This is a genomic window from Pleomorphomonas sp. JP5 (assembly GCF_023721815.1).
In the GTDB taxonomy this organism is placed as follows: Bacteria; Pseudomonadota; Alphaproteobacteria; order Rhizobiales; family Pleomorphomonadaceae; genus Pleomorphomonas.
Window position 1 is genome coordinate 47466 of the sequence record NZ_JAMDLI010000022.1, and the last position, 26395, is coordinate 73860.

23 protein-coding genes are annotated in these 26395 nt (G+C 63.4%); 13 read left to right on the forward strand and 10 right to left on the reverse strand.

Annotation, left to right across the window (positions count from 1 at the left end; translation table 11 throughout):
* Window positions 1-62 precede the first annotated feature (62 nt).
* A complete protein-coding gene (locus M4J40_RS19675) occupies window positions 63-887 on the forward strand; it encodes an HpcH/HpaI aldolase/citrate lyase family protein (RefSeq protein WP_251756119.1) in 825 nt (274 codons plus the stop codon).
* A gap of 92 nt (window positions 888-979) precedes the next feature.
* Window positions 980-1909: a ribokinase gene (locus tag M4J40_RS19680; protein ID WP_251756120.1), complete on the forward strand. Its 930-nt coding sequence runs from the start codon at window positions 980-982 to the stop codon at window positions 1907-1909.
* A gap of 93 nt (window positions 1910-2002) precedes the next feature.
* Here M4J40_RS19680 and M4J40_RS19685 read toward each other — a convergent pair whose 3' ends face one another.
* The 7 genes from M4J40_RS19685 to M4J40_RS19715 form a co-directional block, all read right to left on the reverse strand.
* Window positions 2003-3085 (reverse strand): ABC transporter ATP-binding protein, encoded by a 1083-nt coding sequence (locus tag M4J40_RS19685; protein ID WP_251756121.1) that lies wholly within the window; start codon window positions 3083-3085, stop codon window positions 2003-2005.
* A gap of 32 nt (window positions 3086-3117) precedes the next feature.
* Window positions 3118-5364: a glycoside hydrolase family 2 TIM barrel-domain containing protein gene (locus tag M4J40_RS19690; RefSeq protein WP_251756122.1), complete on the reverse strand. Its 2247-nt coding sequence runs from the start codon at window positions 5362-5364 to the stop codon at window positions 3118-3120.
* Between the two features lie 10 nt (window positions 5365-5374).
* Window positions 5375-6199 carry a carbohydrate ABC transporter permease gene (locus M4J40_RS19695; RefSeq protein ID WP_251756123.1) on the reverse strand — a complete coding sequence of 275 codons (825 nt, stop codon included), beginning with the start codon at window positions 6197-6199 and terminating at the stop codon, window positions 5375-5377.
* Window positions 6196-7110: a carbohydrate ABC transporter permease gene (locus tag M4J40_RS19700; RefSeq protein ID WP_251756124.1), complete on the reverse strand. Its 915-nt coding sequence runs from the start codon at window positions 7108-7110 to the stop codon at window positions 6196-6198. Before M4J40_RS19700 ends, M4J40_RS19695 begins: the two co-directional genes overlap by 4 nt.
* 242 nt (window positions 7111-7352) lie before the next feature.
* Complete coding sequence (locus M4J40_RS19705; RefSeq protein ID WP_251756125.1) at window positions 7353-8606, reverse strand: ABC transporter substrate-binding protein; 1254 nt, start codon at window positions 8604-8606, stop codon at window positions 7353-7355.
* 266 nt (window positions 8607-8872) lie between these two features.
* Window positions 8873-9913, reverse strand: a complete 1041-nt coding sequence (locus M4J40_RS19710; RefSeq protein ID WP_251756126.1) for a LacI family DNA-binding transcriptional regulator — start codon at window positions 9911-9913, stop codon at window positions 8873-8875.
* 234 nt (window positions 9914-10147) lie between these two features.
* On the reverse strand, window positions 10148-10582 hold the full coding sequence (locus M4J40_RS19715) for an EamA family transporter (protein ID WP_251756127.1): 435 nt from the start codon (window positions 10580-10582) through the stop codon (window positions 10148-10150).
* A 141-nt stretch (window positions 10583-10723) separates the two neighbouring features.
* Here M4J40_RS19715 and M4J40_RS19720 point away from each other — a divergent pair, with 141 nt between their 5' ends.
* From M4J40_RS19720 to M4J40_RS19745, 6 genes are all read left to right on the forward strand, one after another.
* A complete protein-coding gene (locus M4J40_RS19720; RefSeq protein ID WP_251756128.1) occupies window positions 10724-11377 on the forward strand; it encodes a glutathione S-transferase family protein in 654 nt (217 codons plus the stop codon).
* A gap of 73 nt (window positions 11378-11450) precedes the next feature.
* Window positions 11451-12275 carry a 3'(2'),5'-bisphosphate nucleotidase CysQ gene (gene cysQ / locus M4J40_RS19725; RefSeq protein ID WP_251756129.1) on the forward strand — a complete coding sequence of 275 codons (825 nt, stop codon included), beginning with the start codon at window positions 11451-11453 and terminating at the stop codon, window positions 12273-12275.
* Between the two features lie 21 nt (window positions 12276-12296).
* A complete protein-coding gene (locus M4J40_RS19730; protein WP_251756130.1) occupies window positions 12297-13469 on the forward strand; it encodes an AGE family epimerase/isomerase in 1173 nt (390 codons plus the stop codon).
* A gap of 223 nt (window positions 13470-13692) precedes the next feature.
* Window positions 13693-15282: an AMP-binding protein gene (locus M4J40_RS19735; RefSeq protein WP_251756131.1), complete on the forward strand. Its 1590-nt coding sequence runs from the start codon at window positions 13693-13695 to the stop codon at window positions 15280-15282.
* Between the two features lie 934 nt (window positions 15283-16216).
* Window positions 16217-17053, forward strand: a complete 837-nt coding sequence (gene cysE / locus M4J40_RS19740) for a serine O-acetyltransferase (protein ID WP_251756132.1) — start codon at window positions 16217-16219, stop codon at window positions 17051-17053.
* 147 nt (window positions 17054-17200) lie between these two features.
* Complete coding sequence (locus M4J40_RS19745; protein ID WP_251756133.1) at window positions 17201-17413, forward strand: DUF3126 family protein; 213 nt, start codon at window positions 17201-17203, stop codon at window positions 17411-17413.
* Window positions 17414-17572: 159 nt separating this feature from the next.
* Here M4J40_RS19745 and M4J40_RS19750 read toward each other — a convergent pair whose 3' ends face one another.
* A complete protein-coding gene (locus M4J40_RS19750; RefSeq protein WP_251756134.1) occupies window positions 17573-18325 on the reverse strand; it encodes a hypothetical protein in 753 nt (250 codons plus the stop codon).
* Between the two features lie 204 nt (window positions 18326-18529).
* On the opposite strand from M4J40_RS19750, the gene M4J40_RS19755 reads away from it, so the two are divergent.
* The 3 genes from M4J40_RS19755 (at window position 18530) to M4J40_RS19765 (ending at window position 21689) form a co-directional block, all read left to right on the forward strand.
* Entirely contained in the window at window positions 18530-18841 is a 312-nt protein-coding gene (locus M4J40_RS19755) for a DUF6949 family protein (RefSeq protein WP_251726719.1), read from the forward strand.
* A gap of 182 nt (window positions 18842-19023) precedes the next feature.
* Window positions 19024-21075, forward strand: a complete 2052-nt coding sequence (locus M4J40_RS19760) for a bifunctional diguanylate cyclase/phosphodiesterase (RefSeq protein WP_251756135.1) — start codon at window positions 19024-19026, stop codon at window positions 21073-21075.
* 263 nt (window positions 21076-21338) lie between these two features.
* Window positions 21339-21689: a gamma-butyrobetaine hydroxylase-like domain-containing protein gene (locus M4J40_RS19765; protein ID WP_251756136.1), complete on the forward strand. Its 351-nt coding sequence runs from the start codon at window positions 21339-21341 to the stop codon at window positions 21687-21689.
* 73 nt (window positions 21690-21762) lie between these two features.
* Here the strand turns inward: M4J40_RS19765 and M4J40_RS19770 are convergent, their stop codons facing one another.
* Together M4J40_RS19770 and M4J40_RS19775 are read right to left on the reverse strand one after the other, a co-directional pair.
* Window positions 21763-22362, reverse strand: coding sequence for a L,D-transpeptidase (locus tag M4J40_RS19770; RefSeq protein WP_251756611.1), 600 nt, complete (start codon window positions 22360-22362; stop codon window positions 21763-21765).
* Window positions 22363-22601: 239 nt separating this feature from the next.
* Window positions 22602-24548: a potassium transporter Kup gene (locus M4J40_RS19775; RefSeq protein ID WP_251756137.1), complete on the reverse strand. Its 1947-nt coding sequence runs from the start codon at window positions 24546-24548 to the stop codon at window positions 22602-22604.
* Between the two features lie 326 nt (window positions 24549-24874).
* On the opposite strand from M4J40_RS19775, the gene crcB reads away from it, so the two are divergent.
* Together crcB and M4J40_RS19785 are read left to right on the forward strand one after the other, a co-directional pair.
* Window positions 24875-25258 carry a fluoride efflux transporter CrcB gene (gene crcB / locus M4J40_RS19780; RefSeq protein WP_251756138.1) on the forward strand — a complete coding sequence of 128 codons (384 nt, stop codon included), beginning with the start codon at window positions 24875-24877 and terminating at the stop codon, window positions 25256-25258.
* On the forward strand, window positions 25255-26316 hold the full coding sequence (locus M4J40_RS19785; protein ID WP_251756139.1) for an RluA family pseudouridine synthase: 1062 nt from the start codon (window positions 25255-25257) through the stop codon (window positions 26314-26316). Before crcB ends, M4J40_RS19785 begins: the two co-directional genes overlap by 4 nt.
* Window positions 26317-26395 lie beyond the last annotated feature (79 nt).

Sequence of the window (26395 nt, forward strand, 5' to 3'; positions counted from 1 at the left end):
CGCCTCGATGAAAGCGCCGGTCCGGCGCGCAAAACTCTCATGTTCCTGAAGGTCATTTCCCGATGTACAAGCCCAACCGTCTGAAGTCACATCTCTTGTCCGGCAAGACCGCGTTCGGTTGCTGGATCGGTGGCGGTTCGCCCACCAATGCCGAGATACTCGGGCATATCGGATTCGATTACCTTCTGGTCGACCACGAGCATGGCATTGGCGAGACAAGGGAAATCATGGAGACGCTGCGGGCCGTCGAAACGACGCCGACCCCGGCTCTCGTGCGTGTGCCCTGGAACGATCATGTCTTCCTGAAGCGGGTCCTCGACGCGGGCGTCCAGTCGGTCATGATCCCCTCGGTCGATACGCCTGAGGCTGCCGAAGCCGCCGTTCGTGCCTGTCTTTATCCGCCGCATGGCATTCGCGGCTATGCCGCCGGCGTGGTGCGCGCGTCGACCTTCGGTCTCGAGCCCGACTACATCGTCAAGGCCAACCGGGAAATGCTGATCGTCGTGCAGCTCGAGTCCCACGTCGCCGTCGACAATGCAGCGGCCATCGCCGCCATTCCGGGTATCGACGTGGTCTTCATCGGCGTCAACGATCTCGCGGGATCGATCGGCCGCCTCGAGCAGACCGGGCATGCCGAAGTCCAGGCTCTGGTTCGTCGCGCCGAAGAGGCCGTCCTCGCCTCGGGCAAGGTGCTGGGCACCGTGCCGAATGGTGGCGCGTCTGTCGCCGATCTCGTCGATCGGGGCTACCGCGTGATCGCCGGGCCGCACGATGTCGCGCTCTTGCGCGATGCCGGCAAGGGGGCCCTGGCCGAGTACCATGCGATCGTCTCGGCGAAGGCCAACGGCACCACGCCGGCGACGTCCGGACTGTCGCGGTCCTACTGAGTGATGCTGCCGGCGTCGATGGACGGACGATCATGTGGTCCGATCGGACCTAGGAGACCATCGTCGACGCCGACAAACTGGAAGAGACCCGCATGATAACCGTCTTTGGTTCGGTCAACATCGATCTCGTCGCAACGGCGGACCGCTTGCCCCTCCCGGGGGAGACGGTCGCGGGCAGGGGCTTTGCCACTTCGCCGGGTGGGAAAGGGGCCAATCAGGCCCTGGCCGCGCGCCGAGCCGGCGCCGAGGTGCGCTTTGCCGGCGCCGTGGGAAGCGATGACTTCGCCGGTCCGGCCCTTGCCTGTCTGCGCGAGAGCGGCGTCGACCTGTCGCTCGTTCGCGCCGTATCCGGACCGACGGGAACCGCCGTCATCCTGGTCGACGCGAAGGGTGAGAACATGATCACCGTCATTCCCGGCGCCAACGGTGCGTTGATGCCGGCCGACGGGGAGGTGGCGGTCGCCGGGCTTCGGCCTCGCGATCTCCTGATGCTTCAGCTGGAGATTCCCGAAGCGAGCGTCGAGGTCGCGCTTTCTTCGGCTCGCCGCGCCGGAGTTCGCACACTGCTCAATCTGGCGCCGCTCACGGCCGAGGCGGCGCGCATCGGCCGTCTCGCCGACATCGTCGTCGCCAACGAAACCGAGTTCGCCTGTCTCGTCGGCTCGGATCTTGAAAGCGATGACGACCGCGTTGACGCCTTGCGGCGGCTTCATGCGGAGAGTGGTCAGATCATCGTCGTCACGCTCGGCGAGAGTGGGGCGATCGCCATTTCGGATGGCGAGATCATCCGGGTGAATAGCCCCCGGATCGTTCCGATCGATGCCGTGGGCGCTGGCGATACGTTCTGCGGCTATCTTGCCGCCGGTCTCGATGCCGGCGACGATTTTGCCGTTTCTCTTCAACGTGCCGCCGTAGCGGGTGCGGTCGCCTGTCTCTCCACGGGTGCTCAGGTCGCCATTCCCCTGCGAAGCGCCGTCGATGCCAAGGCGTCCGACTTCACGGGAGCGGCGCGTCGCGCTTGACGCGCAGTCACTCGATCCTGTCCGTGCATGGCAAAAAGGCCGGGACCCTGCGAAGGGTTCCGGCCTTTCCTTGTCCCGACGGTGGAGGGGCCGTCAGTAGATGCGTTTGCCGTTGGCGTCGAACAGAAGCGCGCCGGACGACGGGAAGCGGGCCGTCAAAGTATCGCCGATCTGGATGTTCGGGCGGGTCGGACTGGCGATGGTCACGAGATCGGAAGCCGCCGATCGGGCGTAGATCAGCGTTTCCGCGCCGAGATGCTCCATCATGTCGACCGTAACCGGCAGAGCCGCATCGCCATCATCGGCAAACTGCGACGGCCGGATGCCCAGGGTGACCGGCGTACCTGCCGCTGGAGCGTCACCCTTCAGGGCCACCGGGACAACGGCGCCGCCGAAGTCGGGCAGGCGGACGTCGGCGCGACCGGCGCTACCGCCGTCGATCTCGCCCTTCAGGAAGTTCATCTTCGGCGAGCCGATGAAGCCGGCGACGAAGAGGTTGGCCGGGTTGTCGTAGAGCTCGAGCGGTGCACCGACCTGCTCTACGATGCCCGAACGGAGTACGACGATCTTGTCGGCCAGCGTCATCGCTTCCACCTGATCGTGGGTCACGTAGACGATGGTGGCGCCAAGGTTACGATGGAGCTTGGCGATCTCGATGCGCATGTGAACGCGCAACTCGGCATCGAGGTTGCTGAGCGGTTCGTCGAACAGGAACACCTTCGGGTGGCGCACGATGGCGCGACCGATGGCGACGCGCTGGCGCTGGCCGCCAGACAGTGCCTTCGGCTTGCGGTCCATCAACGGTTCGAGTTCGAGGATGCGTGCCGCTTCGTCGACCTGCTTGCGGATCTCCTCCTTGGACAGCTTGGCGAAGCGAAGGGCGAAGCCCATGTTCTCGCGCACGGTCATATGCGGATAGAGCGCGTAGGACTGGAACACCATGGCGATGCCGCGCTGCGAGGGATCGACCTCGTTCATCCTCTCGCCGCCGATCTCGAGCTCGCCGGAGGAGATGGTTTCGAGGCCGGCGACCATGCGCAGCAGCGTCGACTTGCCGCAGCCCGACGGGCCGACGAAGACCACGAACTCGCCCGACTTGATGTCGAGGTCGACGCCCTTGATGATCTCGACCGCGCCGAAGGACTTCCTTACGTCCCTGAGGGTAACATCGCTCATGATGTGCTTTCCGCTTCGATCGGGTACGCCGTTCAGCCGGCCTTGAGGGTGATGGTGGTCTCGCCGAACCGATGGCAGGCGACCTTGACCACGATATTGCCGGCACCGCCGGTGGTTTCGAGCCAGAAGCCGATGGCGCCGCCCTTCAGCACCGCCTCCGACGGGCCAAGCAGCTTGGCAGGCCCGCTGACCTCGATGTGGATCGCCTCGTCGAGGAAGGGCAAAAGGTTGCCCAGCTGGTCGAGGGCGCGGACGATGACGCGGACGGAGTCCTTGGGCTCGGCCGACAGTTCGGTCCAGTCGGGCGCCACCTCAAGCGTTGTTGGCACTGGATCGCAGGCGAACTTGACGGTCTTGACCGGCTTGCCATCGACATAACCCGTCACGGTCGCCTCTTCCCACTTCATGCCCCAGAGGCCGAGCTCTTCGGGCGAGAAGGCGCGGTGGTCGATGACGACGGGCGCATGCGGCAGGTGCGGGTAGGTCTCGCGGTCAGGCTTGACGCGCTTGACGATGTCCGGGCCGTACTGGAGCTCTACCTCGTCGCAGTTGGTGAGCACGATCAGGGGTAGGATGCCGCCGATGTTGCGCTCGCCGCGGGCATAGTAGGTTACGGGCTTCAGCACCACTTCCTCGTCGGGGTCGCACTGGCTGGTGTAAGCCCAGGCGGCGAACTTCGGCTCGCGCCAGGCGTCCATCACGCCATGATGGCAGATGCGGTCGCCGGACCCGAAATCCTTGTGGGTGTTGTAGTCGAACATGCACCAGCCGGTGGAGCCGGAGATGTTCGGGTCGCCATAGACGGCGTTGAGGATGGAGAGATAGCGGGTGACGTGCTCGGCCTGCCGCTGCTCCTGATCATAGCGCTTGGTCGGGTACATGTGGCCGTTGAACTCGGTCACCATGTAGGGCACCGGCTTTTTGAGGCCAGTGATCTCACCGATGGACCGCAGGGCGGTGCGCGGCCGGTTGACGCCGGGCAGTTCCTCGTTGCCTTGGATGAAGTCGTTCATCGTGTAGACGTCTTCGAGGAACTCGCTGTCGGTGATGTAGCGAACACCGCCGGTCTGGCGGGTCGGATCGAGCTCGTGGGCTAGCTTGTTGGTCGCCGTGTAGAAGTCGTGGAAGTCCTGCGATTCGTTGATGCGTACGCCCCAGATGATGATCGAGGGATGGTTCCAGTCGCGCTCGATCATGGCGCGGACGTTGTCGATCGCCAGTGCCTGCCACTTCTCGTCGCCGACGTGCTGCCAGCCGGGGATCTCCTCGAAGACCAGGAGGCCGAGGCGGTCGCAGGCGTCGAGGAACCAGGGCGACTGCGGATAGTGCGACGTGCGAACGACGTTGACCTTAAGCTCGTTCTTGAGGAGCTCGGCGTCGAGCTCCTGCGCCCGGCGGCCCATGGCGTAGCCGACATAGGGGTAGGCTTGGTGACGGTTGAGGCCGCGCAGCTTCAGCGGCTTGCCATTGAGGCGGAAACCCTCGGTCGTGAATTCGACGGAGCGGAAACCGAAGTTGACCGACAGCATGTCGTCGCCGCTCTCATGGACGAGATCGACCACCGCCACGTAGAGGTTCGGGTTGTCGATATCCCAGAGGGCCATGCCCTCGAGGTTCTTGATCTCCAGCGTCACGCTGTCGTCGGCGTAGGTGGCGTCGGCGCTGCCGACGGACTTGCCGGCGGCATCCTTCAGCGTCACCGACACCCGGCCGGCCAGCTTCAGGCCGCGCGGGTTGGCGATGTCGACGCGCACCTTGACCGTCTTCTTCGCCGCGAGCACATCGGGCGTCTCTATCTTGACGTTGCCGATGTAGACCGGGGCCGTCAAGCGCAGCCAGACGTCGCGATAGATGCCGGCGTAGGTGAGGTAGTCGATCTGGCCACCGAAGGGCGGAATGGCCGGGTTCTCGGAACCGTCGATCTTGACGGTGACGAGATTGTCGCCCTCGACGAGACGCTCGGTCAGGCGGGCGGTGAAGGGGGTGTAGCCGTCGGGATGGGCCACCACCTGCTCGCCGTTGATGTAGACGACGTTGTCGGCCATGGCGCCATCGAATACCAGGGCCACCTCGCGGCCTTCGAATTCGGGGCGCCACGCGATGACCTTCTGGTAGGTGAACGGCCGCTGGTAGCAGGTCTCGTGGAAGTAATTGTAGGGCAGGTCGACCGCGTTGTGCGGCAGGTTGACGGCTACGCCCTTGCGGAAGGCGGCGGCGAGATCGGCGGAGAAGCCTTCGTGGAAGGTCCAGCCAGTATTGCAGTTGATGGTCTTACGCATTTTGAACCTGTTACTTGACCGAGCCGAGCATGCCTTCGACGAACTGGCGTTGCATGGCAAAGAAGACGAAGAGGGTGGGAATGGTGGCGAGGACCGTGCCGATCATCACCGCTCCATAGTCGGGGTAGTAGGCCGAGCCGAGCGAGGAGATGACGAGCGTGATGGTCTTGGTGTCGTTGGACTGCAGCACGACCAGCGGCCACAGGTAGCTGTTCCAGACCGTCATGAAGACGATGATGAAGGCGGCCGCGTAGGTCGAACGCATGACCGGCATGTAGATCAGGAAGAAGATCTGCCACTCCTTCAGGCCGTCGACGCGGGCGGCGTCGCGCAGTTCGTGCGGGAATGCCTTTGTCGACTGGCGAAAGTAGAAGATGATGAAGGCCGACGCGACGGTGGGCAGTACCACGGCGATATGGGTGTTGATGAGGCCGAGCTTGCCCATCAGCATGAACAGCGGGATCATCAACGCCGCGAACGGGATCATCAGCGTCAAGAGCATCAGCGTGTAGAGCTTCTCGCGAAAGCGTGAGGCGAAGATCTCGAAGCCATAGCCGGCCAGCGAGGAGATCAGCAGCGTCAGCACCGTGGCGATGATGGTGATCTTGGCCGAGTTCCAGAAGATCAGCGGCGCGTTGACCTGAGTGAAGAACGTCGTCGCGTTGAGCAGCAAAGACTCGCCGAAGCTCATCTTGCCCTTGATGATGTCGGACGTGGTGTTGGTGGCGCCGATGACCATCCACAGGAAGGGGAAGATGGAGAGGAAGGCCATCACGCCCAGGAAGGCATAGACGACGACGGACGAGAACCGCTGCTTGAGGCCGTAGCTGGTCATGCCTTGCGCTCCCGGGCGGCAAAGAATTGCAGGAAGGACAGGATCGCCACCAGGATCACGATGACGTAGGAGACTGTGGCGGCGTAGCCGAAGTTCGGTGCGAACTTGAAGGTCAGGTTGTAGATGTAGAGCGATAGGGTCAGCGCCGAGTTGCCCGGCCCGGCCGCTCCGCCGGCCGACCCGCCGCCGGTGATTGTCGCCACTTCGTCGAAGAGCTGTAGCGTGCCGATGGTGGAGGTGACCGTGGTGAACAGGATCACCGGCTTCAGCATGGGAACGGTGAGGTGCAGGAAGCGGGCCCAGGTCGGAACGCCATCGATGCGGGCGGCTTCATAGACCGAGCGGTCGATGTTCTGCATGGCCGCGAGGTAGAAGATCATGTTGTAGCCGGTCCAGCGCCAGGTGATGGCGATGATGATCATGGTCCGGCACCAGAACGGATCCGTCATCCAGGGGATGCCGGTGTCGACGATGCCGAGGTTGATCAGGACCGTGTTGACGAGGCCGTTGGCGACGAACATCGACTTGAACAGCACCGTGTAGGCGACAAGAGAGGTGACGCAAGGCAGGAAGATGGCCGTGCGCATCAGTCCGCGGAACTTGAGATCCGGATTGTTGAGCAGAGACGCCGTGATCAGCGCCAACGTCAGCATCACCGGCACCTGCACCAGGAAGAAGATGAAGGTGTTTTTCAGCGCCGTGAAAAACAACGGGTCGTTGAATAGCCGGTGGATGTTCTTCATGCCGCCGAACGAGAGGCGCATGCCGAGGCCGGTCTGGAAGGACATCCATAGCGAATGCAGCACCGGAAAGATCATGAAGGTGGCGATCAGCGCCAGCGCGGGGCCGACAAACAGCCAACCGTTGACGTCGAAGCGCGGCCTCATCCGCCGCTGGGAGATTGCTGACATGGGTCACCGTTCCGGTAGAGCGGGGCTCTCGGCTTCCTCCGAAGGGCGGGTCGGCCCGGCCGGGGAGGCGCCGATTGTTCGGGTGTGTGTTTGGTACCGCATTTGGCCGGCTTTCCGCGCATCGTGGCAGGGGAAGAGCTTGAAGGCCGTATCGGACGGCAGCGTTCGATCACCGGAGGCGCCGGCAATGACGCAAGGCCGAGCAAAGGGGCGGGCGGCGTTTGCCGTCCGCCCCTCCGTCATTACTGGACGAGGGTCTGGGCCTGCTCGTCGATCGCCTTGATCACGTCGTCGACCGACGTGCCGTTGGCGAGTTCGGGCTGATGGGCGGCGACCACGGAGTCGACTTCGTTGGTGAAGGTGCCGTAGTTAACCGACGGAACCTTGGACAGCCAGTCGGAGAAGGTCTGCCAGATCGGCTCGCCGCCGAAGAAGGGATCGGACGACTTGTAGGCTTCGCCTTCACGGGCCGCCAGCAGCGAACCGACCGCGCCGCGGTCGACGAGGATCTTCTGATAGAAGTCGACGTCCTTGGCGTAGATTTCGTTGAGGAAGTCGATCGCCTCGTCCTTGGCGGCGGAGGCCGACAGGACGTACCAGCTCGAACCGCCGAGGTTCGAGTAGTGGGTGGCGCCTTCGATCTCAAGCTTCGGAATCGGCGCGATGCCCCAGTTGCCGGACTGCTCGGGCTGGGACTTGACGGTGCCGGTGATCCACACGCCGGTGGTGACGGACGCCACCTCGCCGCCGGTGAAGGCGCCGACCCAGTCGGCCCAGCCAGCGGCCGGGCGGAAGATCTTGCTGGTCTGGATCTTCTGGATGACTTCGAGCGCGGCCTTGAGGGCGGTGTTGCCTTCGATCGAGAGGTTGCCGTCCTTGTCGAAGTACCAGCCACCGGCCGACTGCATGATGATGCGGGTGAGGCCGGCATCATTCGGGTCGTAGGCGAGCATCTTCTTGCCGGTCTTCTCCTCGACGACCTTGGCGATCTCGATGTACTTGTCCCAGGTCAGATCCTGGAGGTCGGCGGGCTGGAAGCCGGCCTGCGACAGCAGGTCCTTGCGGTAGTAGAAGCCGGTCACGCCCGAGTCGAAGGGCATGGAGTAGACTTTGTCGTCGAGGGTGGCGAGGGCGACCTTGTAGGGAGCGAAGCCGGAGTAATCGACCTTGTCGCTGAGCGGGGCAAAGGAGTCGGGGAAGGACTGCAAATACTTCTGCGCGCCGTAATCTTCGATGAGGACGATGTCGGGCATGCCGTCGGCGACACCGGAAGCGAGGCCAGTCTGCAGCTTCTGCTCAAGGTCGACCTTGGCGAAGTCGACGACGTTGAGTTTGAAGTCCGGATGCGTCTTGGCGTAGATCTCGCCGGCTTCCTTCATGATCGCGACGTTGAAATTCGGGTCCCAGCACCAGACGGTGATCTCGGCGGCCTGGGCAGCCGTGATGGCAAACAGGCTGGCGCCCGCGAAGGCGAGCGCGGCGGTTTTGCGGTTCATGCGGTTTTCCTCCACTCACGTGTCCGAGGCGTCCTCAGCCTCTTGGGGCACTATCCGATACTCGTTCACCCGACGCAAGATATTATTTAGTAAATTTTACCAACTTCTCCGGGGCGACAATGTCGGGATCAGAGGTAAATAGTTTACCTGCCCCGAAGGCGAAAGCCAATCGCTTGGGGATGACCAATTAGGATAGGTACGGATAGCCACGCCGCGCGGCTCAGGCACGCGAGCGCGGTCGATCGAGAGAGCTTGTCACCCTCTTTTCAGGCCTCGTCGTCGGGGCGACGGCAGCTGTCGCGCCAGATGAGCTCGGTGGCGATGGTGACGCGCTTGACGTAGTCGCGGCCGTTGAGCTGCTCCATCAGCAGGTCGAAGGCATTCTCGCCGATGCGCTCGGCCGGGATGCGGACGGTGGTGAGCGGCGGAGCCAGGAACTGGGCGGCCGGAATGTCGTTGAAGCTCGCCACGGCTATGTCGGTCGGAATGCGAAGGCCGCGCTCCTGGATGGCGCGATAGGCGCCGATCGCCACATTGTCGTTGGACGTGACGACGATCTCCGGCAGGTCGGCCTTGGCCATCAACTCGCAGGCGAGGCGATAGCCGCTCTCGAAACGGAGCTGCTCGGCCAGCAGATAGTGAGACGGATTGAACAGGCCCTTCTTCTCGGTCCATTCCCGGAAGGTCTTGGCGCGTTCCTCACTGGACGGATAGAGCACGTTGCCCGAGGGGCGGTCGTCACCGAGGAAGCCGAAGCGCCGGTATCCGGCGGTGTGGAGGCGGTCGAGCAGGCGCGCCATGGCGAAGGACAAGTCGCAGGCCACGATGTCGAACTGGTCGATGTTCGGGGCGAAGTCGGCCAGAACCAGATTGGCGTTGGTGTGCCGCACCCAGTCGATCTCGGCGTCGGTGTGCATGCCGAGCGCTATGATGCCGGCAGCCCCCTGAAGATCCTCGGCTGGTGGCAGCTCGGCGGAACGGTAGATGACCTGCACTTCGACGCGGTTGGCGCGTGCTCGCGCTTCGATGCCCATGCGGACGCCGATGTAGTAGGGGTCGGCCAACTCTTCCTCGGGGCGAAGGAAATGCACGATGCCGATGCGGGCGCCGGCGTGGTCGCTTGACGCCTGCGGCCGGTGCGGACGAGGCCGATTGCGTGGCGTCAGGTAGTTGAGCGCCTCTGCGGTCTCGATGATCGCCTGCCGCTTCGCCTCGGTGATCGACAGGGTCGCGTCGTAATTGAGGACGCGCGAGACGGTGGCCGAGGAAACTCCGACCGCCTTGGCGATTTCCTTGATCGTGACCATCCGTGCACTCTCACCCAGCTGCCCAAACGCCGCTCAGCCGTTCCAGTCTACGGCCAAACGACCATTCTCGGTAGTAAAGTTTTACTAAATCATCCGAAAGGAGGATGCCGACCGGAAGGCACCATTCACGTTGCCGCCGGGGAATCCGGCGAAGAAGCGGACTTTCTGTTACCCGCATTCGTCAGGCAGTGTAAAGGCTTGCGGCCAGTTCGCTCTCTATCGTCGGCAAAACGATCATTGCCAGGCGATCAGCATGGCGCCGGTGGCAATCAGGGCGACGCCGGCTATGCCCTGCGGTGACAGACGCTCGCCGAGGAAAAAGGCGGCGAAGATGGCAATGAATACCACCGACAACTTGTCGATAGGGGCGACACGCGATGCGTCGCCGAGCTTGAGCGCTCTGAAATAGCAGAGCCAGGACGCGCCGGTGGCAAGGCCCGACAGCGCAAGGAACAGCCACGTGCGGCCCGGAACTGCGGACATTTGGGCAAAGCCGCCGCCGATCGACACCACGAACGCGGCGAGAGCCAGCACGACGGCGGTGCGAATGAATGTCGCGAGATCGGAACTAATCGCTTCGACGCCGACTTTAGCTAGTATCGCGGTCATCGCCGCCGATGCGGCCGACAGAACCGCCCAAGTCTGCCAAAACTGAAAAAGGCTTTTCATGATGGCGAGTTCCTTTTCCGAAATGCCGGACGCTAGCACGAGTGGCGGGGTCGCGGGCGTCTTTCCCACGTGGGTGGAGGGCGCCAATTGCCAAACGTCGGCGAAGGTTCCACATTGCCGGCACAATCGGAGCGCTTTGCCATGCTGACCATCTACGGTGTCTACAAATCGCGCGCGTCGCGCCTCTACTGGCTGTGCGAGGAGCTTGGGCTCGCGTTCCGCAAGGAACCGGTGCTTCAGGCGCGCAAGGTGCCCGATCCGCTCGCCGCCGACGCGCCGGTCAACACCTGGACGCCTTCCTTCCTCGCCATCAATCCGATGGGACAGGTTCCGGCCATCGACGACGATGGACTCGTGCTGACCGAGTCGCTCGCCATCCTCCTTTACCTTGCCAAGAAGCAGAACGGGCCGCTGGCTCCGACCGATATCGCGGAGGAGGGGAAGATGCTGCAGTGGTTGTTCTGGGGCGCAACCGCGCTGGAGCCGATCACTGTCGTCGTCACCCAGGGGGATGAGAGCGGCGAGTGGAAGACCGAGGCGGGCAAGAAAAGGCTCGTCGGTATTGGAGAGGCGCTGAAACGGCCCCTGTCCGCCTTCGAAAAGCATCTCGCCACCAGCGACTATGTCGTGGGCGATCGCTTTACGGTGGTCGACCTGGCGATTGCCGAGATCGTCCGCTATGCGCAGGGGCATCCCGAACTGCTCGAGGGCTATCCCAGGGTGAGGGCGTGGCTGGAGCGTTGTCAGTCGCGAGCCGGCTTCAAGGCGATGTGGGCGAAGCGCAACGCGGAGTGATGGCAAGGTCGATTGACACGGTCGGCCACTGCTGCCACATGCGGCCGACAATCCACCCTGGCCCGGAGCGACCATGACCATCGCCAGCCCGCGACTGCTAGATGGCCTGATCGCCGCTTCGATCGAGGCCGGCCGGATCATTCTCGACATCTACAGCCGACCGATCGACGTCTCCTTCAAGGCCGACGCCTCACCGGTGACCGAGGCCGACAGGCTGGCCGAGGCCGTGCTGCTCGCCGCGCTCGGGCGTCTTGCGCCCGACACGCCGGTGGTGGCCGAGGAAAGCGTGTCGGTCGGCCGGGTGCCGCCCGCCGCCGATTGTTTCTTCCTGGTCGATCCGCTCGATGGCACCAAGGAGTTCATCCATCGCAACGGCGACTTCACGGTCAATGTCGCGCTGGTCGAGCAAGGCGTACCGGTGATGGGCGTCGTTTACGCGCCGGCGGTTGGGCGGCTGTTCGCCGGCGGTCCCGGCGGGGCTTGGGAAATGGCTGTCGAAAAACACGCTCCCGGCGAACGGCGTCCGATCCACGTGCGGGAACTCCCGGACGAGGGGGCGACGCTACTGGTCTCGCGCAGCCATGCCACGCCCGCCACCGATGCCTTTCGCCCCACCGTTGTCGTGGCGGAGCGGCGCGTTGTCGGCTCGTCGCTGAAGTTCTGTCTGATCGCGGCCGGAGAGGCCGACGTCTACCCACGTTTCGGGCCGACCATGGAATGGGACACGGCGGCCGGCGACGCCGTGTTGAGGGCCGCCGGCGGCGTCGTGACGTTGTCGGACGGAACACTGTTTCCCTATGGCAAGCGGGGGCGTCCTGGGCTTGCCGATTTTGCCAATCCGTCGTTCATTGCCGCATCCGATCGACGCCTTGTCGCGTTTCATGGTGGTCAGGTGTGATCCGCATTTAAGGAGATTGTCGTGAGCCAGTCCGAAGCCCGGCGCGAACTTGCCGCCGTTACCGAAGAACTCAAGTCGTGGCTGATGACCGAAGCGCTGCCGATCTGGTGGGCATTCGGCGTCGATCATGTCAACGGCGGTTTCCATGAGGTGCTGGGGCTGCGCTGCGAGATAACGCCTGCGCCGCGCCGGGTTCGCGTCACGGCGCGCCAGATCTTCACCTTTGCCCTGGCTGGCCGTCTCGGCTGGACCGGCCCGTGGGAGCGGACGGTGGAGGAGGGGCTCGACTACTTCCTGGAGAAGTGCGTGCTGCCCAATGGCGCCGTTCGCATGGTGACCAACGCCGACGGCTCGCCCAAGGACGACACCTTCTGCCTCTACGATCAGGCGTTCGCCCTGTTCGCGATGGCCGCCGCCGCATCGGTGGTCAAGGATCGGTCTGCGGTCGAGGCGGCGGCGGTGAAGCTGCGCACTCTCTTGATGACGGACTACAAGAACCCGATCGCCGGCTTCGAGGAGTCCATCCCGCGTTCGCTGCCGCTCAAGGCCAATCCGCACATGCACATGTTCGAGGCTTGCCTTGCCTGGGAGGAGGTTGGGGGCGATGCGACGTGGAGCCAGCTCGCGGACGAGATCGCCGAGCTCTGCCTCTCCAAGTTCCTCGATCCCAAGGAGGGGTGGCTCAAGGAGTTCTTCAACGCCGACTGGTCGGTGGTGGATGGCGTGGACGGGCATATCTGCGAACCCGGCCATCAGTTCGAGTGGGCTTGGCTGCTCACCCGTTGGGGCACGTCGCGCAAGCGCCCCGATGCCGTCGCCGCGGCGCGGCGTCTTTGCGAGCTGGGCGAGGCGCACGGCATCAACGTGCCGCAGCAGGTCGCGATCATGGGCCTGCTCGACGATCTCACCATTCACGACGGCACGGCGCGCATGTGGTCGCAGACCGAGCGGATGAAGGGCAACGTGGCGCTGGCCGCCGTTGCGCCCGACGAGGCGGATCGCGACGATCATCTCGGAAAGGTGGTTATCGCGGCGAGGGCCTTGCAGCGTTATTTCGAGGTCGACACGCCCGGCCTCTGGCGCGACCGCATGAACCCGGACGGTTCCTTCGTGATCGAGCCGGCGCCCGCCTCGACCTTCTATCACATCATCTGCGCTATCGACGAGGTTGGGAAGTACGTCTCATCTCGTTGAAATGATTGGCGTACTCTCGTCGTCTTGATGTTCTGAATCATGGAGCCGTTCCCGCTGCCCGTTCGGTGGCTGGGGCGGCTTCTTCATGTTCAGATTCCGATTCAACGAGTTCGGCGCGGTGAAGAGTCCGGTGGATCGCCCAAGTGTCTGATCTCCGGTGCTTGCACGCGAAACAATTGTGAGTTCAAGTGCCCTCGGAGGATGGCGTAACGAAGAGGTAACCATGGGAGGCAAAGCGGACGGTCGTCTGTACGGACAGCCGATGGAAGAGTCGGGTCTCGACGCGGCCTTCATCGAACGATCGCTGTTCGATGCCCTGATCGACATCGCCGCGGCCGACCCGGATCTCGTGGCCATCGAAGATCAGAACCGGCAACCGGTGACCCGCCGGAACCTTCTCCTTGCCGCCTGTGTGCTTGGCCGCCGTCTTGCTTCCTTCAGCCGAAAGGGCGAGCGGGTAGGGTTGTTGCTGCCCAACGTCAACGGTGCCGCCATCGCCTTCTTTGCGCTTCACGCCTACGGGCGGACGCCGGCGCTTCTCAACTTCACCTCGGGTAGCCATGGTCTTTCCGGTGCCATCAAGGTCGGCGCCATTCGGACGGTGATCACGTCGAGCGCCTTCGTGAAGACAGCCAAGCTCGAGCCGGTGATCGACGATCTCAAGGATGCGGTCCGCATCGTCTATCTCGAGGACGTCAGGGCCGGTCTTTCGCTGCTCGACAAGGCCGTCGGCGCTGGCTATGCGCGCTGGGCGAGGGCGCTTCATCGCCTCTATCGGCGAGCACCGCGCGACATCGCCGCCGTGCTCTTTACCTCGGGGACCGAAGGAGCGCCGAAGGGGGTAGGCCTCACGGCGACCAACTTCCTGTCCAACGTCGCGCAGATCCTGGCGCTCTATCGGTTCTATCCCGAAGACACGATGTTCAACGCCCTGCCGGTGTTCCATTCCTATGGGCTGACCGCCGGCCTGTTCCTGCCTGTCTTCGGTCGCTTCAAGTCCTTCCTCTATCCCTCGCCGCTGCACTACAAGATCATCCCCGGTCTCGTGCGCGACAGCGGCTCGACCGTGTTGCTCTCCACCGACACCTTTGCGGCCGGCTGGGCGCGGTCGGCCGAGGACGGCGACTTCGGCAAGGTGCGGCTCACCATTCTCGGTGCCGAGCGCGTCAAGGAACAGACCAGGGCCTTGTGGATGGATCGCTTCGGCGTGGTGCTCAACGAGGGCTATGGGGCGACCGAGTGCGCGCCGGTCCTGTCGGTCAACTACCCCGGCAGTTTCCGCGATGGCACTGTGGGGCGCTTGCTGCCGGGCATCGAGGCGAGGCTCGATCCGGTGCCCGGCCTTGAGATCGGCGGGCGCCTCCATGTGCGGGCTCCCAACATCATGGCCGGTTACTACCTTGCCGACCGGCCCGGCGAACTCGTGCATAACGATCCGGACGGCTGGTATGACACCGGCGACATCGTCTCGATAGACGATGACGGCTTCGTCACGCTGCTCGGGCGGGCGAAGCGTTTCGCCAAGGTCGGCGGCGAGATGATTTCGTTGGCCGCCGTGGAGGCTTTCGCCGCCGCCCTCTGGCCTCACGCCTCGCACGCCGTCGTTGCCATCTCCGATCCACGCAAAGGCGAGGCTCTTGTGCTGGTCACCGATGCGGGCGACGCCAGCGTCGAAGCGCTCAGCGCCTATGCGCGCGAGCATGGGGTGCCGGAGCTGCAGGTGCCGCGGAAGATCGTCAAAACCTACGCCTTGCCTGTGCTTGGGACCGGCAAGATGGACATCGCCGCCATCGAGCAAATGGCGCGGTCCTGAGGCGATTTCCCCGCTCGATCGTCGAAGTGTCTGAAGGGATTCACCTCCCGGCGCTGTCGGGTTGTGCCAAAGGTGATCGATTCACCGATCGGTAACCCTTCCATGAGACTCTTCATGCGCGCCATAGAGTGTCCGGCACAACCAAGAGTCGTTGTTCGAGTTTGGTTGAAGTTGCTCGGATTTTAGATGAAGAAGGCGTGAATCTTTATGATTAACAAAGCGTTGATCGCCTTTGTTAATCTATTCTCTCAAAAAACACGGGCTTTCCATCCGCGCAGTTGCCTTGGCACTTGCGGTGGCTTGGATAAACCAAGCTAAATCATTGGGATACGTGGATATCCTCTGATCTGGCTGATGATTTGACGTGTCTTGTTTCGGTCAGGAAAAAGGGGCGGAAAATCAGCCCCGAACATCAGAAAATACCTTCTTTTCAAACTCCCCCACGCATGATCGGGCCTCCTTCTGCGAGGAGATATCCGGCGATGCCAAGTTCCGATTTTGGGCGTCGGCTGCAACTTCCGGGAGTCCGGTGCGCCGCCGCTTGAGACAATGAATCAAAACCGGTGGGTTCGATCAAGCCCAAATGGGAGTCATTTCAGGTGGTTGGCCGAGGAGGTTTGCCCAACTTCGAGTCATGTCCGCTTGATGCTGTGAATCCGCTTGCAGGGGCAGACGACTGAAGTCTCCGTTCAGCCGAAAGGATCGAAGTTCCGCTTCGCGCCGAAACGGTTCGCGCTCGTCGTCCGATGGGGCGGATCAGGACGGGCGCCTCGCCTTGCGACATCAACAGAGAATGCGTTTGCCCTTCGCCTGCCTGGCACGCAACAAAAGCATCGCCTGCGGACTTTTCCCCGGACGGCCGTCCGACTATCATGAAGCCTAAATCATGGACGCGTGGCCGACCTTGACGGGCTGGCCGATCTCTTGCCCAAGGATGCCGTCGTTGCCCCTCAGCCCTCAATCTGTGAGCCGTCCGTTTGACGCCGTCGATCCGGTGTGGGCCCGTGTTCGACGAGAGGCCGCCGCCGTGGTCGAGAACGAACCGGCGCTTGGTGGCTTCATGCATCTGACGGTGCTCGATCACGTCCGGCTGGAAGATGCCGTCATCCAGCGCGTCGCCGACCGGCTCGGCAACACCACCGTCCTCTCGGCGATGATTGCTCAGGCCTTCCGCGAGGCGGTGGCTGACGACGGCGGCATCGCCGACGCCTTCCGGTCGGACATCGTTGCCTTCGAGGATCGCGATCCAGCCTGCGACCGATTCATCGAGCCGCTGCTCTACTTCAAGGGCTACCACGCCATAGAAGCGCACCGGCTCGCCCACTGGCTCTGGAACAGGGGACGGCGCGACCTTGCCCTCTATCTGCAGAGCCGTTCGTCCGAGGTGTTTCAGGTCGACATCAATCCTGGCGCCCGGCTCGGGCGCGGCCTGTTCTTCGACCACGCAACCGGCATCGTCATCGGCGAGACGGCTGTGGTGGAGGACGATGTGTCGCTCCTGCAGAACGTCACGCTCGGCGGTACGGGCAAGGAGACCGGCGACCGGCATCCCAAGATCCGTCACGGCGTGATGATCGGCGCTGGTTCGAAGATCCTCGGCAACATCGAGGTTGGCTGTTGTTCGCGGGTCGCTGCCGGTTCGGTCGTGCTGAAGCCGGTGCCGCGCGGCACGACGGTGGCCGGCGTGCCCGCGCGGGTGATCGGCGAGGCCGGATGCAGCGATCCGTCCCACTCCATGGAGCAGCGCCTTCCGGAGGGTGGTGAAGGCTGAGAAGAGCGGGGTGGTGAAACCGGGACGTCCTTCGTGGGTTTCCTTGCCAGCCTGTCCGTGCCAGAACACGCCCACGCTGGCGACTCGTCGCCGTCCGGTTCGCCGCCTCTCGCGAGCCTTCGCCGGCAATCAGATTGGAGAACTAAGTTGACCAAAGACGAAATCGCCCGCATCGAAAAGTTTCTGCGCAAGACGCTGCAGTCGCCGCTGATCAGCGTGCGGGTGCGGCCGCGCAAGACCGACTCGGCCGAGGTCTATGTCGGCGAGGAGTTCATCGGCGTCGTCTACGAGGATGACGAGGACGACGACAAGTCGTTCAACTTCCAGATGGCCATTCTTGCCGAGGATATCGCCGACTGAGGTCGGTGTTTTGAGGCAGGTCCACCCAAAGGGCGCTCTGTGTCAGGCAAGGACACAGGGCGCCCTTTTTCAGATCTTGTCTTTCCGGGGCAAATGGTCGGCGCCAGTTGGGTCGTGTGGTGCCTTAATCGCGGGATTGAGGCGCGCCGCCGACCGCCCTTAGGCGGTGACGCCGAAGGACAGAAGCAGGACGCGAACGCCGCTCCTGATGCCGGCCCAGTCGGCCAGCAGCCCCTTGCGGAAGCGGATCTGAACCGAAAGATCGGCTCCGGCGTGAACTTCGGTAATGCACGAGGCGGGGTAGTCGCTGTCGTCGGGCGCCGTGCAGTGGGTGGTGAACGGGTTTGTCGAGCCTGCCTCGAAGAACACTTCCTCGCCGCTCAGGCCGGACTCCTCGGACATGCGATGGCCGACGAGGCCGGCGGGCGCCGGAATGGTCCCTTCCTCGAAGAAGTGTTGGTAGACGTTGATCAGCCGTCCGACGCTGTCGGTCGGCGTGTCACGCGTGCGGATCGTCAGATAGACGATCGGCGCATTGGCGCCGAGATCGAGGAAGTCCTTGCGAAAGGCGCGCGCATAGCCGGCCATCTCCGGAAAGTGGACGGCAAGATCGACACGGTCGTGCGGCCCGACGTTCCGCTGGTCGGGAAAGCGAAACATGTTGGCTGGGATCATCAGCCGCTGCTGGCCGATGAACAATGCTACCGGCGCCGGATCGGTCGAGCGGCCGTCGGGGCTGTCGAAGCTGTCCGACAGGCCAACCAGCAGGTTCACCAGCATCACGCCGCCGGTCAGCAGGAAGGATGTCAGGATGGCGCGCAGGAACCAGGCCGTTGCGCTGGTGCGTCGACGAGCCGGGCGCCGGACTGGGCGGAGCAGACTTTCGTCCTGATATGCCGCGTAGTGGGTCACGACCGCCTCCCGATTTGAAACAGGTATCCGGGTCGCCGCCAACGGCTACTCCGTCATACCGCCGAACTCCGCCTGTTCCGTTGCCAAACCCGGCCCGCGCCAGCGCGGCCCACGCCTTGCCACGTCGCTGGCAGGTTTGTCCTCATTGTTTCATTTCGGATCAGGGTTAAGGCGGGGTTAACAGCAATGGATGTCGAGATTCTGGTGACCTGTTTTTCGGTTGCTTTGGGCTTTGTTCTGGCCGGGCTGCTGTCGTCGCTCTATCAGTTGGTGACCTCCAAGCCGGCTCGGTTCGAGATGCAGGCGGAGACCATATTGCTCGGCATTGCCCAGACTTTTCTGATCATGTTCGCCGGCCCGGCCATTTTGATGCGTAACGCCATTCGCGGCCGGCGGATCGAGCATAGGAACCTTGGTTGGCTTGTGGCGTCGACTGCGATCGCGGGCGCCTGGAGTCTTTGCTCCGGCGTGATGTTGCTGCCGTTTTTCATCGTGGTCGCTCAGTCGATCGGCTAACCGCCGCGGTTCGACTACGATTACGATAACGCCCTCCGTTGAATGTCCTATCAAGGAAAGACTTCTGAAACGGTTCGCCTCTAGAGTTGCTCTTCATGCTTGTGGACGGGGCGTGAAGACATGTCACGGTTCAGCTGGGAAAGTGCAGAGCGTAAAGGCAGGTTCCGCCGAGAGGTGGGGGCATGAACCTTCTTGCGTTCCTGCGTATCCGTAAGGCCGACATCCTGCGACGGGCGGCGAACCTGCTGCCGATCATCTTCACCGCCGTTCTTCTTGTTTTCGCCGAGAACTCCGCTCTCGAAGCCTATCGCACATTTGAGCGCATCGAGGCTTCGAACGCCAGTGAGGCCATCCAGGCCGGCCGCGATATCGGCGACCAGGCCAAGCTGGTGGAGATGACCCGTCGAAAGCTCGGCAACCGCCTGATCCTCGGGTTTACCACGGAAGACGCCGACGACATTCGCGAAGCGCTCGGCAGGCTGCTCGCCACCATAGAGGGCGCGCGCCCTTCCTTCATCATGCCCGGCGACGCGGCGCTGATCTCCCAGATCGACAGCATCGCCGAGCTGACTTCCGGGCTCGGGATCGCCTTCGCAAGCGTCGGCCCGGACGATTCCGCGATCCTGAATGCGCTGGACGGCGATCTCAGGCGCCTGTCCGAGAAGTTCCGCCTGCTCCAGGAGAACATGACGGAGCAGGGCACGCGCTACATCGCCTTGCAGGACGAGACGCTGGCGGCGAGCTACTCGGCGATGCTGAAGCTCTCCATCGCGCTGGTCGGCGCCATCGTCTCGATGCTGGCGCTCCTTGTGCTCAATCGTCGCGCCACCTGGCAGGCCAACTATCGCGCCGACCACGACGTGACCACGGGTGTGCTCAACCGGCGGGCCTTCGAACGCTGGATCGAGGGCATCCACTTCGATCCGCAGTCCTCCAAGGCTGTCATGGTGTTCGATCTCGACAACTTCAAGGAGGTCAACGACGAGCTCGGCCACATGGCGGGCGACCATGTGCTCAAGGCCTTCGTCCGCAATCTTGTATTGTCCTTCGGCCAGGATGCGCTGGTCGTGCGTTGGGGAGGCGACGAGTTCGTGGTCGTCGTCTCGACAGACGGTTTTGTCGAGGCAGGAGCCGTGACGCTGTTGCGGGCCTCGTTCCAGCGCTTGCAGTCGGTCGTGCGCTTCGGCGATACCGACATCGATATCCGTTGCTCGGGTGGCGCCGCGGTGTGGCCCTCGGACAGCCGGGACTTTCACGAGGTGCTGCAACTCGCAGACCTCGCGCTCTACAAGGCGAAGTCGCGCGGCAAGTCTCGGCTTCAGTTCTACGACACCGACATTCTCAACGAACGCCACAAGGTGCTGGCGCTGCGCGAGCGGCTGCGGGCCGCGCTGCGCGACTGCGAACTCAGCCTCTACTGGCAGCCGCAAGTCGACGTGGAACGCGGCTACGTTCCGTCAGCCGAAGCGCTGATCCGGTGGACGGACAAGGAAACCGGGCGACTGGTGCCCCCGGGCGAGTTCATTCCGGCGGCTGAGGCGTCCGACCTGATCATCGAGATCGACAACTTCGTCATCGAGGAGGCGATCAGCACCGCCGCCAGGTGGGCGACGATCTGGCAGCATCCGCCGATCGCCGCCGTCAACGTCTCTGCCATGCATTTCCAGCGACGCGAGTTCGTCGGGCAGGTTCGGGACATTCTTCGTCGCCACAATGTCAGCCCCGATCGGCTCGAACTCGAAATCACAGAAGGCGTCGTTCTGGGCAACAACATCGAAGTGACGCGAAACCTGAAGGGGCTTGAGGCTCTCGGCGTGCACGTCGCCCTGGACGACTTTGGCACCGGCTACTCCAACATTGCCTATCTCTCGCAGCTGAAGCCGGACCGTTTGAAGATCGACCAGACCTTCATCGCCGCGCTGGCGGGCAACTGCCAGATGGAGTCCCTGGTGTCGGCGATCATCGGCATCGGCAAAGCCATCGATTGTGAGGTGGTGGCCGAGGGCGTCGAGACGGTCGAGCAACTGGATCTCGTGCAGCGGCTCGGTTGTTCCCTGGTGCAGGGCTATCATTTTGCCAGGCCGATGCCCGACGAGGAGTTCAGGGTCTGGCGCGACGCCAACTATCCCGATGCCGTTGCGTCCGTGAAGCATCTTCGCCGGCTTGGCGATCGCCTGGCGAGCGTCGGGGGCACCGATGCCGCCGGATGGCGGCGCGGTCATGACACTCCCTAGCGCAATCCTCCGCTGCGCACTCGGCTCGACCGCGACCGGATACCCGTGACAGGTGGACTGGTTTCGGCGCCCTAGGCGCCACTCTGTACGGCGAGGAGCAGATCGGCATCCCCCCGGGGCGCCAGTCGGTCAGGCCGAAACCGGCCTGAGCTGAATGCAATCAGATCAAGCGGAACGCGTATGAGGAGGGCGCTTGGTGCTGGCTCGCTGCGGCGCTATGTATGCAGGGAACTCAGTTCATTCATTCCCGACCGGAGTACGCCATGGCCGTCTGGCCCACCGAAATCCGCCTCTCCTCCGACAAACGCTCGCTGGCGGTATCATTTGAGGACGGCAAGTCCTTTTCCATTCCAGCCGAACTGCTCAGGGTCAACTCGCCCTCGGCCGAGGTTCAGGGGCATGCCCCGAGCCAGCGCGTCACGGTCGCCGGCAAGAAGGACGTCGCGATTACCGCCGTCGAGCCGGTAGGCTCCTACGCCGTGCGACTGGTGTTCGACGACGGTCACGACAGCGGCCTCTACACCTGGACCATCCTCTACGAGACCGGTCGCGACCAGCAGGCCCTGTTCTCTGCCTATCTCTCCGAACTCGAAGCCAAGGGGCTTACGCGCTGATCTCCGCGCCTCGATATGAAAACGCCGCCGCGGAGGGCTGCGACGGCGTTGAAATCTGGTGCTGTAAGCCCGTTTAGCGGACCACGACGACCTTGGTGCCGACACCGACCCGCTCGTAGAGATCGGCGACGTCGTCATTGGTCATTCGAATGCAGCCCGAGGAGACGGCCTGACCGATGGTCCACGGCTCAGCGGTGCCGTGAATGCGATAGATCGTCGAGCCGATGTACATGGCGCGCGCGCCGAGCGGATTGTCCGGACCGCCGGGCATGAAATAGGGCAATTTGGGCTGGCGCTTGCGCATGGCCGGCGGCGGCGTCCAGCCGGGCCACTCGGCCTTGCGGGTGATGTGGTGCGTCCCCTGCCAGGTGAAGCCGGGACGGCCGACGCCGATGCCGTATTTCATGGCCTTGCCGTCGCCGAACACGTAGTAGAGGCGACGCTCGGTCGTGTTGACGATGATCGTTCCGTTGCCATAGGGGCCGGCGTAGTCGATCAGTTCCTTCTTGATCGGGCTTTCCATCGAACGGGCCGAAGGTTTCCGGGAGATCGTCTGGAAGCCGCCGGTGGCGGGGTCCCAGAAGCGAACGGTTGCCTCTTCGGCACGGGCGACACCCGCATGGAGCGGCGCGGCCACCATCATGGCCGCCGCTAAGAGAAGCATCTTTCTCATCATCGTGAAAGAACCGAATCCGATAGGTTTGAGAGGGGGTAACAGAACTTGGTCTCGACTCGGAATCCCCGAGCGGAACTCGAAACTGACAGAATGACGATGCAGAGAGCGTCGCCGACCTTCAAGCGCTTATACGCGGAATTCCGACCTGGGTTCCGCCTTCCTGTCGCTTTGTTGCCACAATGCAACGGTCGCGCTCAGGTTTTCAAAAGCGTCGCTGCGTCCTAAGGCGGTGATCGTCACACCGTGAGTTGCTGGCCAAGCTCGACCACCCGGTTGGAGGGCAGGCGATAGAAGTCGGTGGCATTGGCTGCGATGCGCGTCAGCGAGATGAACAGGCGGTTCTGCCACATCGGCATCGGCGACTGCGGGCTCGGCTTGAAGGAGCGACGGTTGAGGAAGAACGACGTTGCCATGATGTCGAACTTGATGCCCTGCTTGCGGCACTGGGCGAGGGCGCGCGGCACGTTCGGCGTTTCCATGTAGCCGAAGGTCAGCTCGACCAGGATGAAGTCCTCCGACAGCGGCTCGATTTTCACGCGCTGGTCGTCCGGGTAACGCGGGGTTGTCACCACGTGCACGGTCATGATGATGTTCTTGGCGTGCAGGACGTTGTTGTGCTTGAGATTGTGCAGCAGCGCGCTTGGCGCGATCTCGGGGTCGGAGGTCAGGAACACGGCGGTGCCGCCGACCCGCACCGGATGCGACTTGCCGAGCATCTTGATGAGGTCGTTGAGCGGGATGTTCTCGCGGTGCGACTTCTCGAAGACCAGTTCGCTGCCGCGCACCCATGTCCACATGCAGGCGGCGACGCAGAAGGCGAGGGTCAGCGGCAGATAGCCGCCGTCGAACACCTTGAGAAGGTTGGCCGACAGGAAGATGATCTCCATCGACAGGAACGGTGCGACGACGGCGACGGCCACCCAGATCGGCCACTTCCAGACTTTCCAGACGACGATGAAGGCCAGCAGAGACGACATCACCATCTCGCCGGTCACGGAGATGCCGTAGGCCGAGGCCAGGGCGCTCGACGACTGGAAGAAGACGACCAGTGCGAGGATGCCGGCCAGCAGAAGCCAGTTGATGCGCGGCAGATAGATCTGGCCGGCTTGCGTCTCGGACGTATGGCGGCTTTCGATGCGCGGAATGAGGCCGAGTTGAACCGCCTGTTGGGTCAGCGAGAAGGCGCCGGTGATGACGGCCTGGCTGGCGATGATGGTGGCGATCGTTGCCAGCAGGATGAAGGGGAGGAGTATCGGCTGGGGCACCATCAGGAAGAATGGGTTCTCCAACGCTTCCGGATGGGAGAGCACGAGTGCGCCCTGGCCGAGGTAGTTCAGCGTCAGCGCCGGGAAGACCAGCACCATCCAGGCGAGCTGGATCGGCCGCCGGCCGAAATGTCCCATGTCGGCATAGAGGGCTTCGGCGCCGGTCACGGCCAGAAACACCGAACCGATGACGACGAGAGCGAGAAAGCCGTGGTTGATGACGAACTTGATCGCCGAGGTCGGCAGCAGCGCGTAGAGGATCGCCGGGTCGTCGCTGACGTGCATAAGGCCAAGGACGCCAAGGCAGAGAAACCAGAGCGCCGTGATCGGCCCGAACCAGGCGGCGACTCGACCGGTGCCGAAGCTCTGGATGGTGAACAGTGCGATGAGAATGACGATGGTCAGCGGGACGACGTAGTGCGAGAAGCCCGGCGCCACGACCTTGAGGCCTTCGACGGCCGACAGGACCGAGATGGCCGGCGTGATCACGGCGTCGCCGAAGAACATCGAGGCGCCGAGGATGCCGATGACCAGGGCGAAGCCGCCGCGTTTGCCGAGCGCTCCACGCACCAGTGCCACCAGAGACAAAGTGCCGCCTTCGCCCTTGTTGTCGGCATACATCAAGAAGAGGACGTACTTCAGGGTCACGACCAGCGTCAGCGACCAGATGAGCAGCGACACGACGCCCGTCACCTCGGAGCGCGTCACGCCGTCGGCGGCCGTGTGATGCAGGGCCTCCCGAAAGGCATAGAGAGGGCTCGTGCCGATGTCGCCGTAGACGACGCCGACCGAACCGACGGCGAGGCCGAGCATCGAGCCGCTGGCGTGGGAATGCTCTCCGTGACCGTTTGATTCCGTGGTCTGGGAGGGCGCGTCAGGCGCGGCTGTCTGCTGGTCTTTTGAGTTTGCGTCGTTCATGTAGAACCGTCACAGTGATCGGACGTCGGTGACGTCGGCTCGATCCGGCGGCGTGGAAATAGCGGAATATCGGCGAATCCGCAAGCATGGTTGCCGGGCGGGGCTGCCTGCATTCGGGGCATTTTGCCCGGATTTGCCGAGTGTTTTACCCATTTATCCCACAAATGTCGGGGTGTTGTCCGGCGGTTTGGCGGCCTGGCGCGCGATCCGGCGGCCGAGCCGCGATTGAGGTTCCAATTTGCCGGATGATGCTCTAGAAAGCGCGGAATTGCCACCGATCGTCATTGCCGACGTCGGTACGGCATTCTTCCGGTCGAGTTTTGCCCATGTCGCTTGTCTCCGTACTTCTCGTCGCCATGGGCGGCGCCTTCGGCTCGGTCTGCCGATATCTTGTCGGCGTTGGGGCCGGCCGGCTTCTCGGGCCGGACTTTCCCTTCGGCACGATGATCGTCAACATTGTCGGCTCTTTCTTCATGGGGCTGTTCATCGAGCTTCTTGCCCTGAAGTTCGATGGCTCCGAATCCCTTCGCCTGTTCGTGGCGGTGGGCGTCCTTGGCGGCTTCACCACGCTGTCTTCTTTCTCGCTCGACAGCGTCACGTTGTTCGAGCGTGGTGCGATCGGCGTTGCCGCCCTCTATGTCGGCGGTTCGATCGTGCTGTCGTTGGCCGCGCTGGTTGCCGGTCTCCACTTCGTGAGGACCTTCGCATGACCCAAGGAACGGCCGGCGGGCCGCGCGTCGAAACGATCATCGTGGCAAAGGACGAGGCCGGCATGCGCCTCGACCGTTGGTTCAAGGATCACTTTCCCGGCCTTGGCTTCGGCCACTTGCAGAAGTTGATCCGCTCGGGGCAGGTCCGCGTCGATGGCGGCCGTTGCAAGACCGACCAGCGCCTCGGCGCCGGTCAGAGCGTGCGCATACCGCCGCTGCAATATGGCGACGCGGCGCAGAGCGGGGCATCCTTTTATGATGGCGAGGGTGGGGCGCCGATGGCTCGACCGAAGCAGGTGGCTTCGGCCAACGAGGCCGAGTATCTGCGCTCGTTGCTGCTCTATGAAGACGAACACGTCTTCGTCTTCAACAAGCCGGCCGGGCTCGCGGTGCAGGGCGGCTCGGGCATGACACGTCACATCGACGGCATGCTGGAGGCGCTGCGCGATCGCAAGGGCGTCAAGCCGCGCCTCGTGCACCGGCTCGACCGCGAAACTTCCGGCTGCCTCCTCGTCGCCCGCTCTCGTCTGGCGGCGGCGACGCTGGCCCGTACCTTCCAGACCCGTTCGGCGCGCAAGATCTACTGGGCGCTGGTGTTCGGCCAGCCGAAGCCGGCCCAAGGCAAGATTTCGAGCTATCTGAAACGCGTGGCGGGACCGGACGGCGACATGATGACGATAGCCAAGCACGGCGAGCCCGATGCCCAGCATGCGGTCACCTATTACTCGATTGTCGAGCATTCCGCCGGCCGCCTGTCGTGGCTGACCATGAAGCCGACGACGGGCCGGACGCATCAGTTGCGCGTCCATTGCCAGGCGATGGGGCACCCGATCATCGGCGATCCACGCTATTTCGACATCGAAAACTGGCAGTTGCCGGGCGGCGTGCAGAACAGGCTGCATCTTCTCGCCCGCCGTCTGACGATACCGCATCCGGCGGGAGGGGAACTGATCGACGTTACCGCGCCGCTTCCGCCGCATATGCTGCAGTCCTGGAACCTCCTTGGTTTCGACGTGTCCGACAAGGAGGAAGAGAACCCTTCGTTCCCCGAGGATTGACCTTGAGGACCGGCCATGGGTTACGCGATCGCGACCTGTGGTAGAAGGGGATTGTAACGAATCGCAGGTATGTCGACCG

What these genes read in the sequence shown, in the direction of transcription:
- M4J40_RS19675 (WP_251756119.1), top strand. Translation starts at nt 63, where the DNA reads ATGTACAAGCCCAACCGTCTGAAGTCACATCTCTTGTCCGGCAAGACC.
- M4J40_RS19680 (WP_251756120.1), top strand. Translation starts at nt 980, where the DNA reads ATGATAACCGTCTTTGGTTCGGTCAACATCGATCTCGTCGCAACGGCG.
- M4J40_RS19685 (WP_251756121.1), bottom strand. Translation starts at nt 3,085, where the DNA reads ATGAGCGATGTTACCCTCAGGGACGTAAGGAAGTCCTTCGGCGCGGTC.
- M4J40_RS19690 (WP_251756122.1), bottom strand. Translation starts at nt 5,364, where the DNA reads ATGCGTAAGACCATCAACTGCAATACTGGCTGGACCTTCCACGAAGGC.
- M4J40_RS19695 (WP_251756123.1), bottom strand. Translation starts at nt 6,199, where the DNA reads ATGACCAGCTACGGCCTCAAGCAGCGGTTCTCGTCCGTCGTCGTCTAT.
- M4J40_RS19700 (WP_251756124.1), bottom strand. Translation starts at nt 7,110, where the DNA reads ATGTCAGCAATCTCCCAGCGGCGGATGAGGCCGCGCTTCGACGTCAAC.
- M4J40_RS19705 (WP_251756125.1), bottom strand. Translation starts at nt 8,606, where the DNA reads ATGAACCGCAAAACCGCCGCGCTCGCCTTCGCGGGCGCCAGCCTGTTT.
- M4J40_RS19710 (WP_251756126.1), bottom strand. Translation starts at nt 9,913, where the DNA reads ATGGTCACGATCAAGGAAATCGCCAAGGCGGTCGGAGTTTCCTCGGCC.
- M4J40_RS19715 (WP_251756127.1), bottom strand. Translation starts at nt 10,582, where the DNA reads ATGAAAAGCCTTTTTCAGTTTTGGCAGACTTGGGCGGTTCTGTCGGCC.
- M4J40_RS19720 (WP_251756128.1), top strand. Translation starts at nt 10,724, where the DNA reads ATGCTGACCATCTACGGTGTCTACAAATCGCGCGCGTCGCGCCTCTAC.
- cysQ (WP_251756129.1), top strand. Translation starts at nt 11,451, where the DNA reads ATGACCATCGCCAGCCCGCGACTGCTAGATGGCCTGATCGCCGCTTCG.
- M4J40_RS19735 (WP_251756131.1), top strand. Translation starts at nt 13,693, where the DNA reads ATGGGAGGCAAAGCGGACGGTCGTCTGTACGGACAGCCGATGGAAGAG.
- cysE (WP_251756132.1), top strand. Translation starts at nt 16,217, where the DNA reads ATGCCGTCGTTGCCCCTCAGCCCTCAATCTGTGAGCCGTCCGTTTGAC.
- M4J40_RS19760 (WP_251756135.1), top strand. Translation starts at nt 19,024, where the DNA reads ATGAACCTTCTTGCGTTCCTGCGTATCCGTAAGGCCGACATCCTGCGA.
- M4J40_RS19765 (WP_251756136.1), top strand. Translation starts at nt 21,339, where the DNA reads ATGGCCGTCTGGCCCACCGAAATCCGCCTCTCCTCCGACAAACGCTCG.
- M4J40_RS19770 (WP_251756611.1), bottom strand. Translation starts at nt 22,362, where the DNA reads ATGAGAAAGATGCTTCTCTTAGCGGCGGCCATGATGGTGGCCGCGCCG.
- M4J40_RS19775 (WP_251756137.1), bottom strand. Translation starts at nt 24,548, where the DNA reads ATGAACGACGCAAACTCAAAAGACCAGCAGACAGCCGCGCCTGACGCG.
- crcB (WP_251756138.1), top strand. Translation starts at nt 24,875, where the DNA reads ATGTCGCTTGTCTCCGTACTTCTCGTCGCCATGGGCGGCGCCTTCGGC.
- M4J40_RS19785 (WP_251756139.1), top strand. Translation starts at nt 25,255, where the DNA reads ATGACCCAAGGAACGGCCGGCGGGCCGCGCGTCGAAACGATCATCGTG.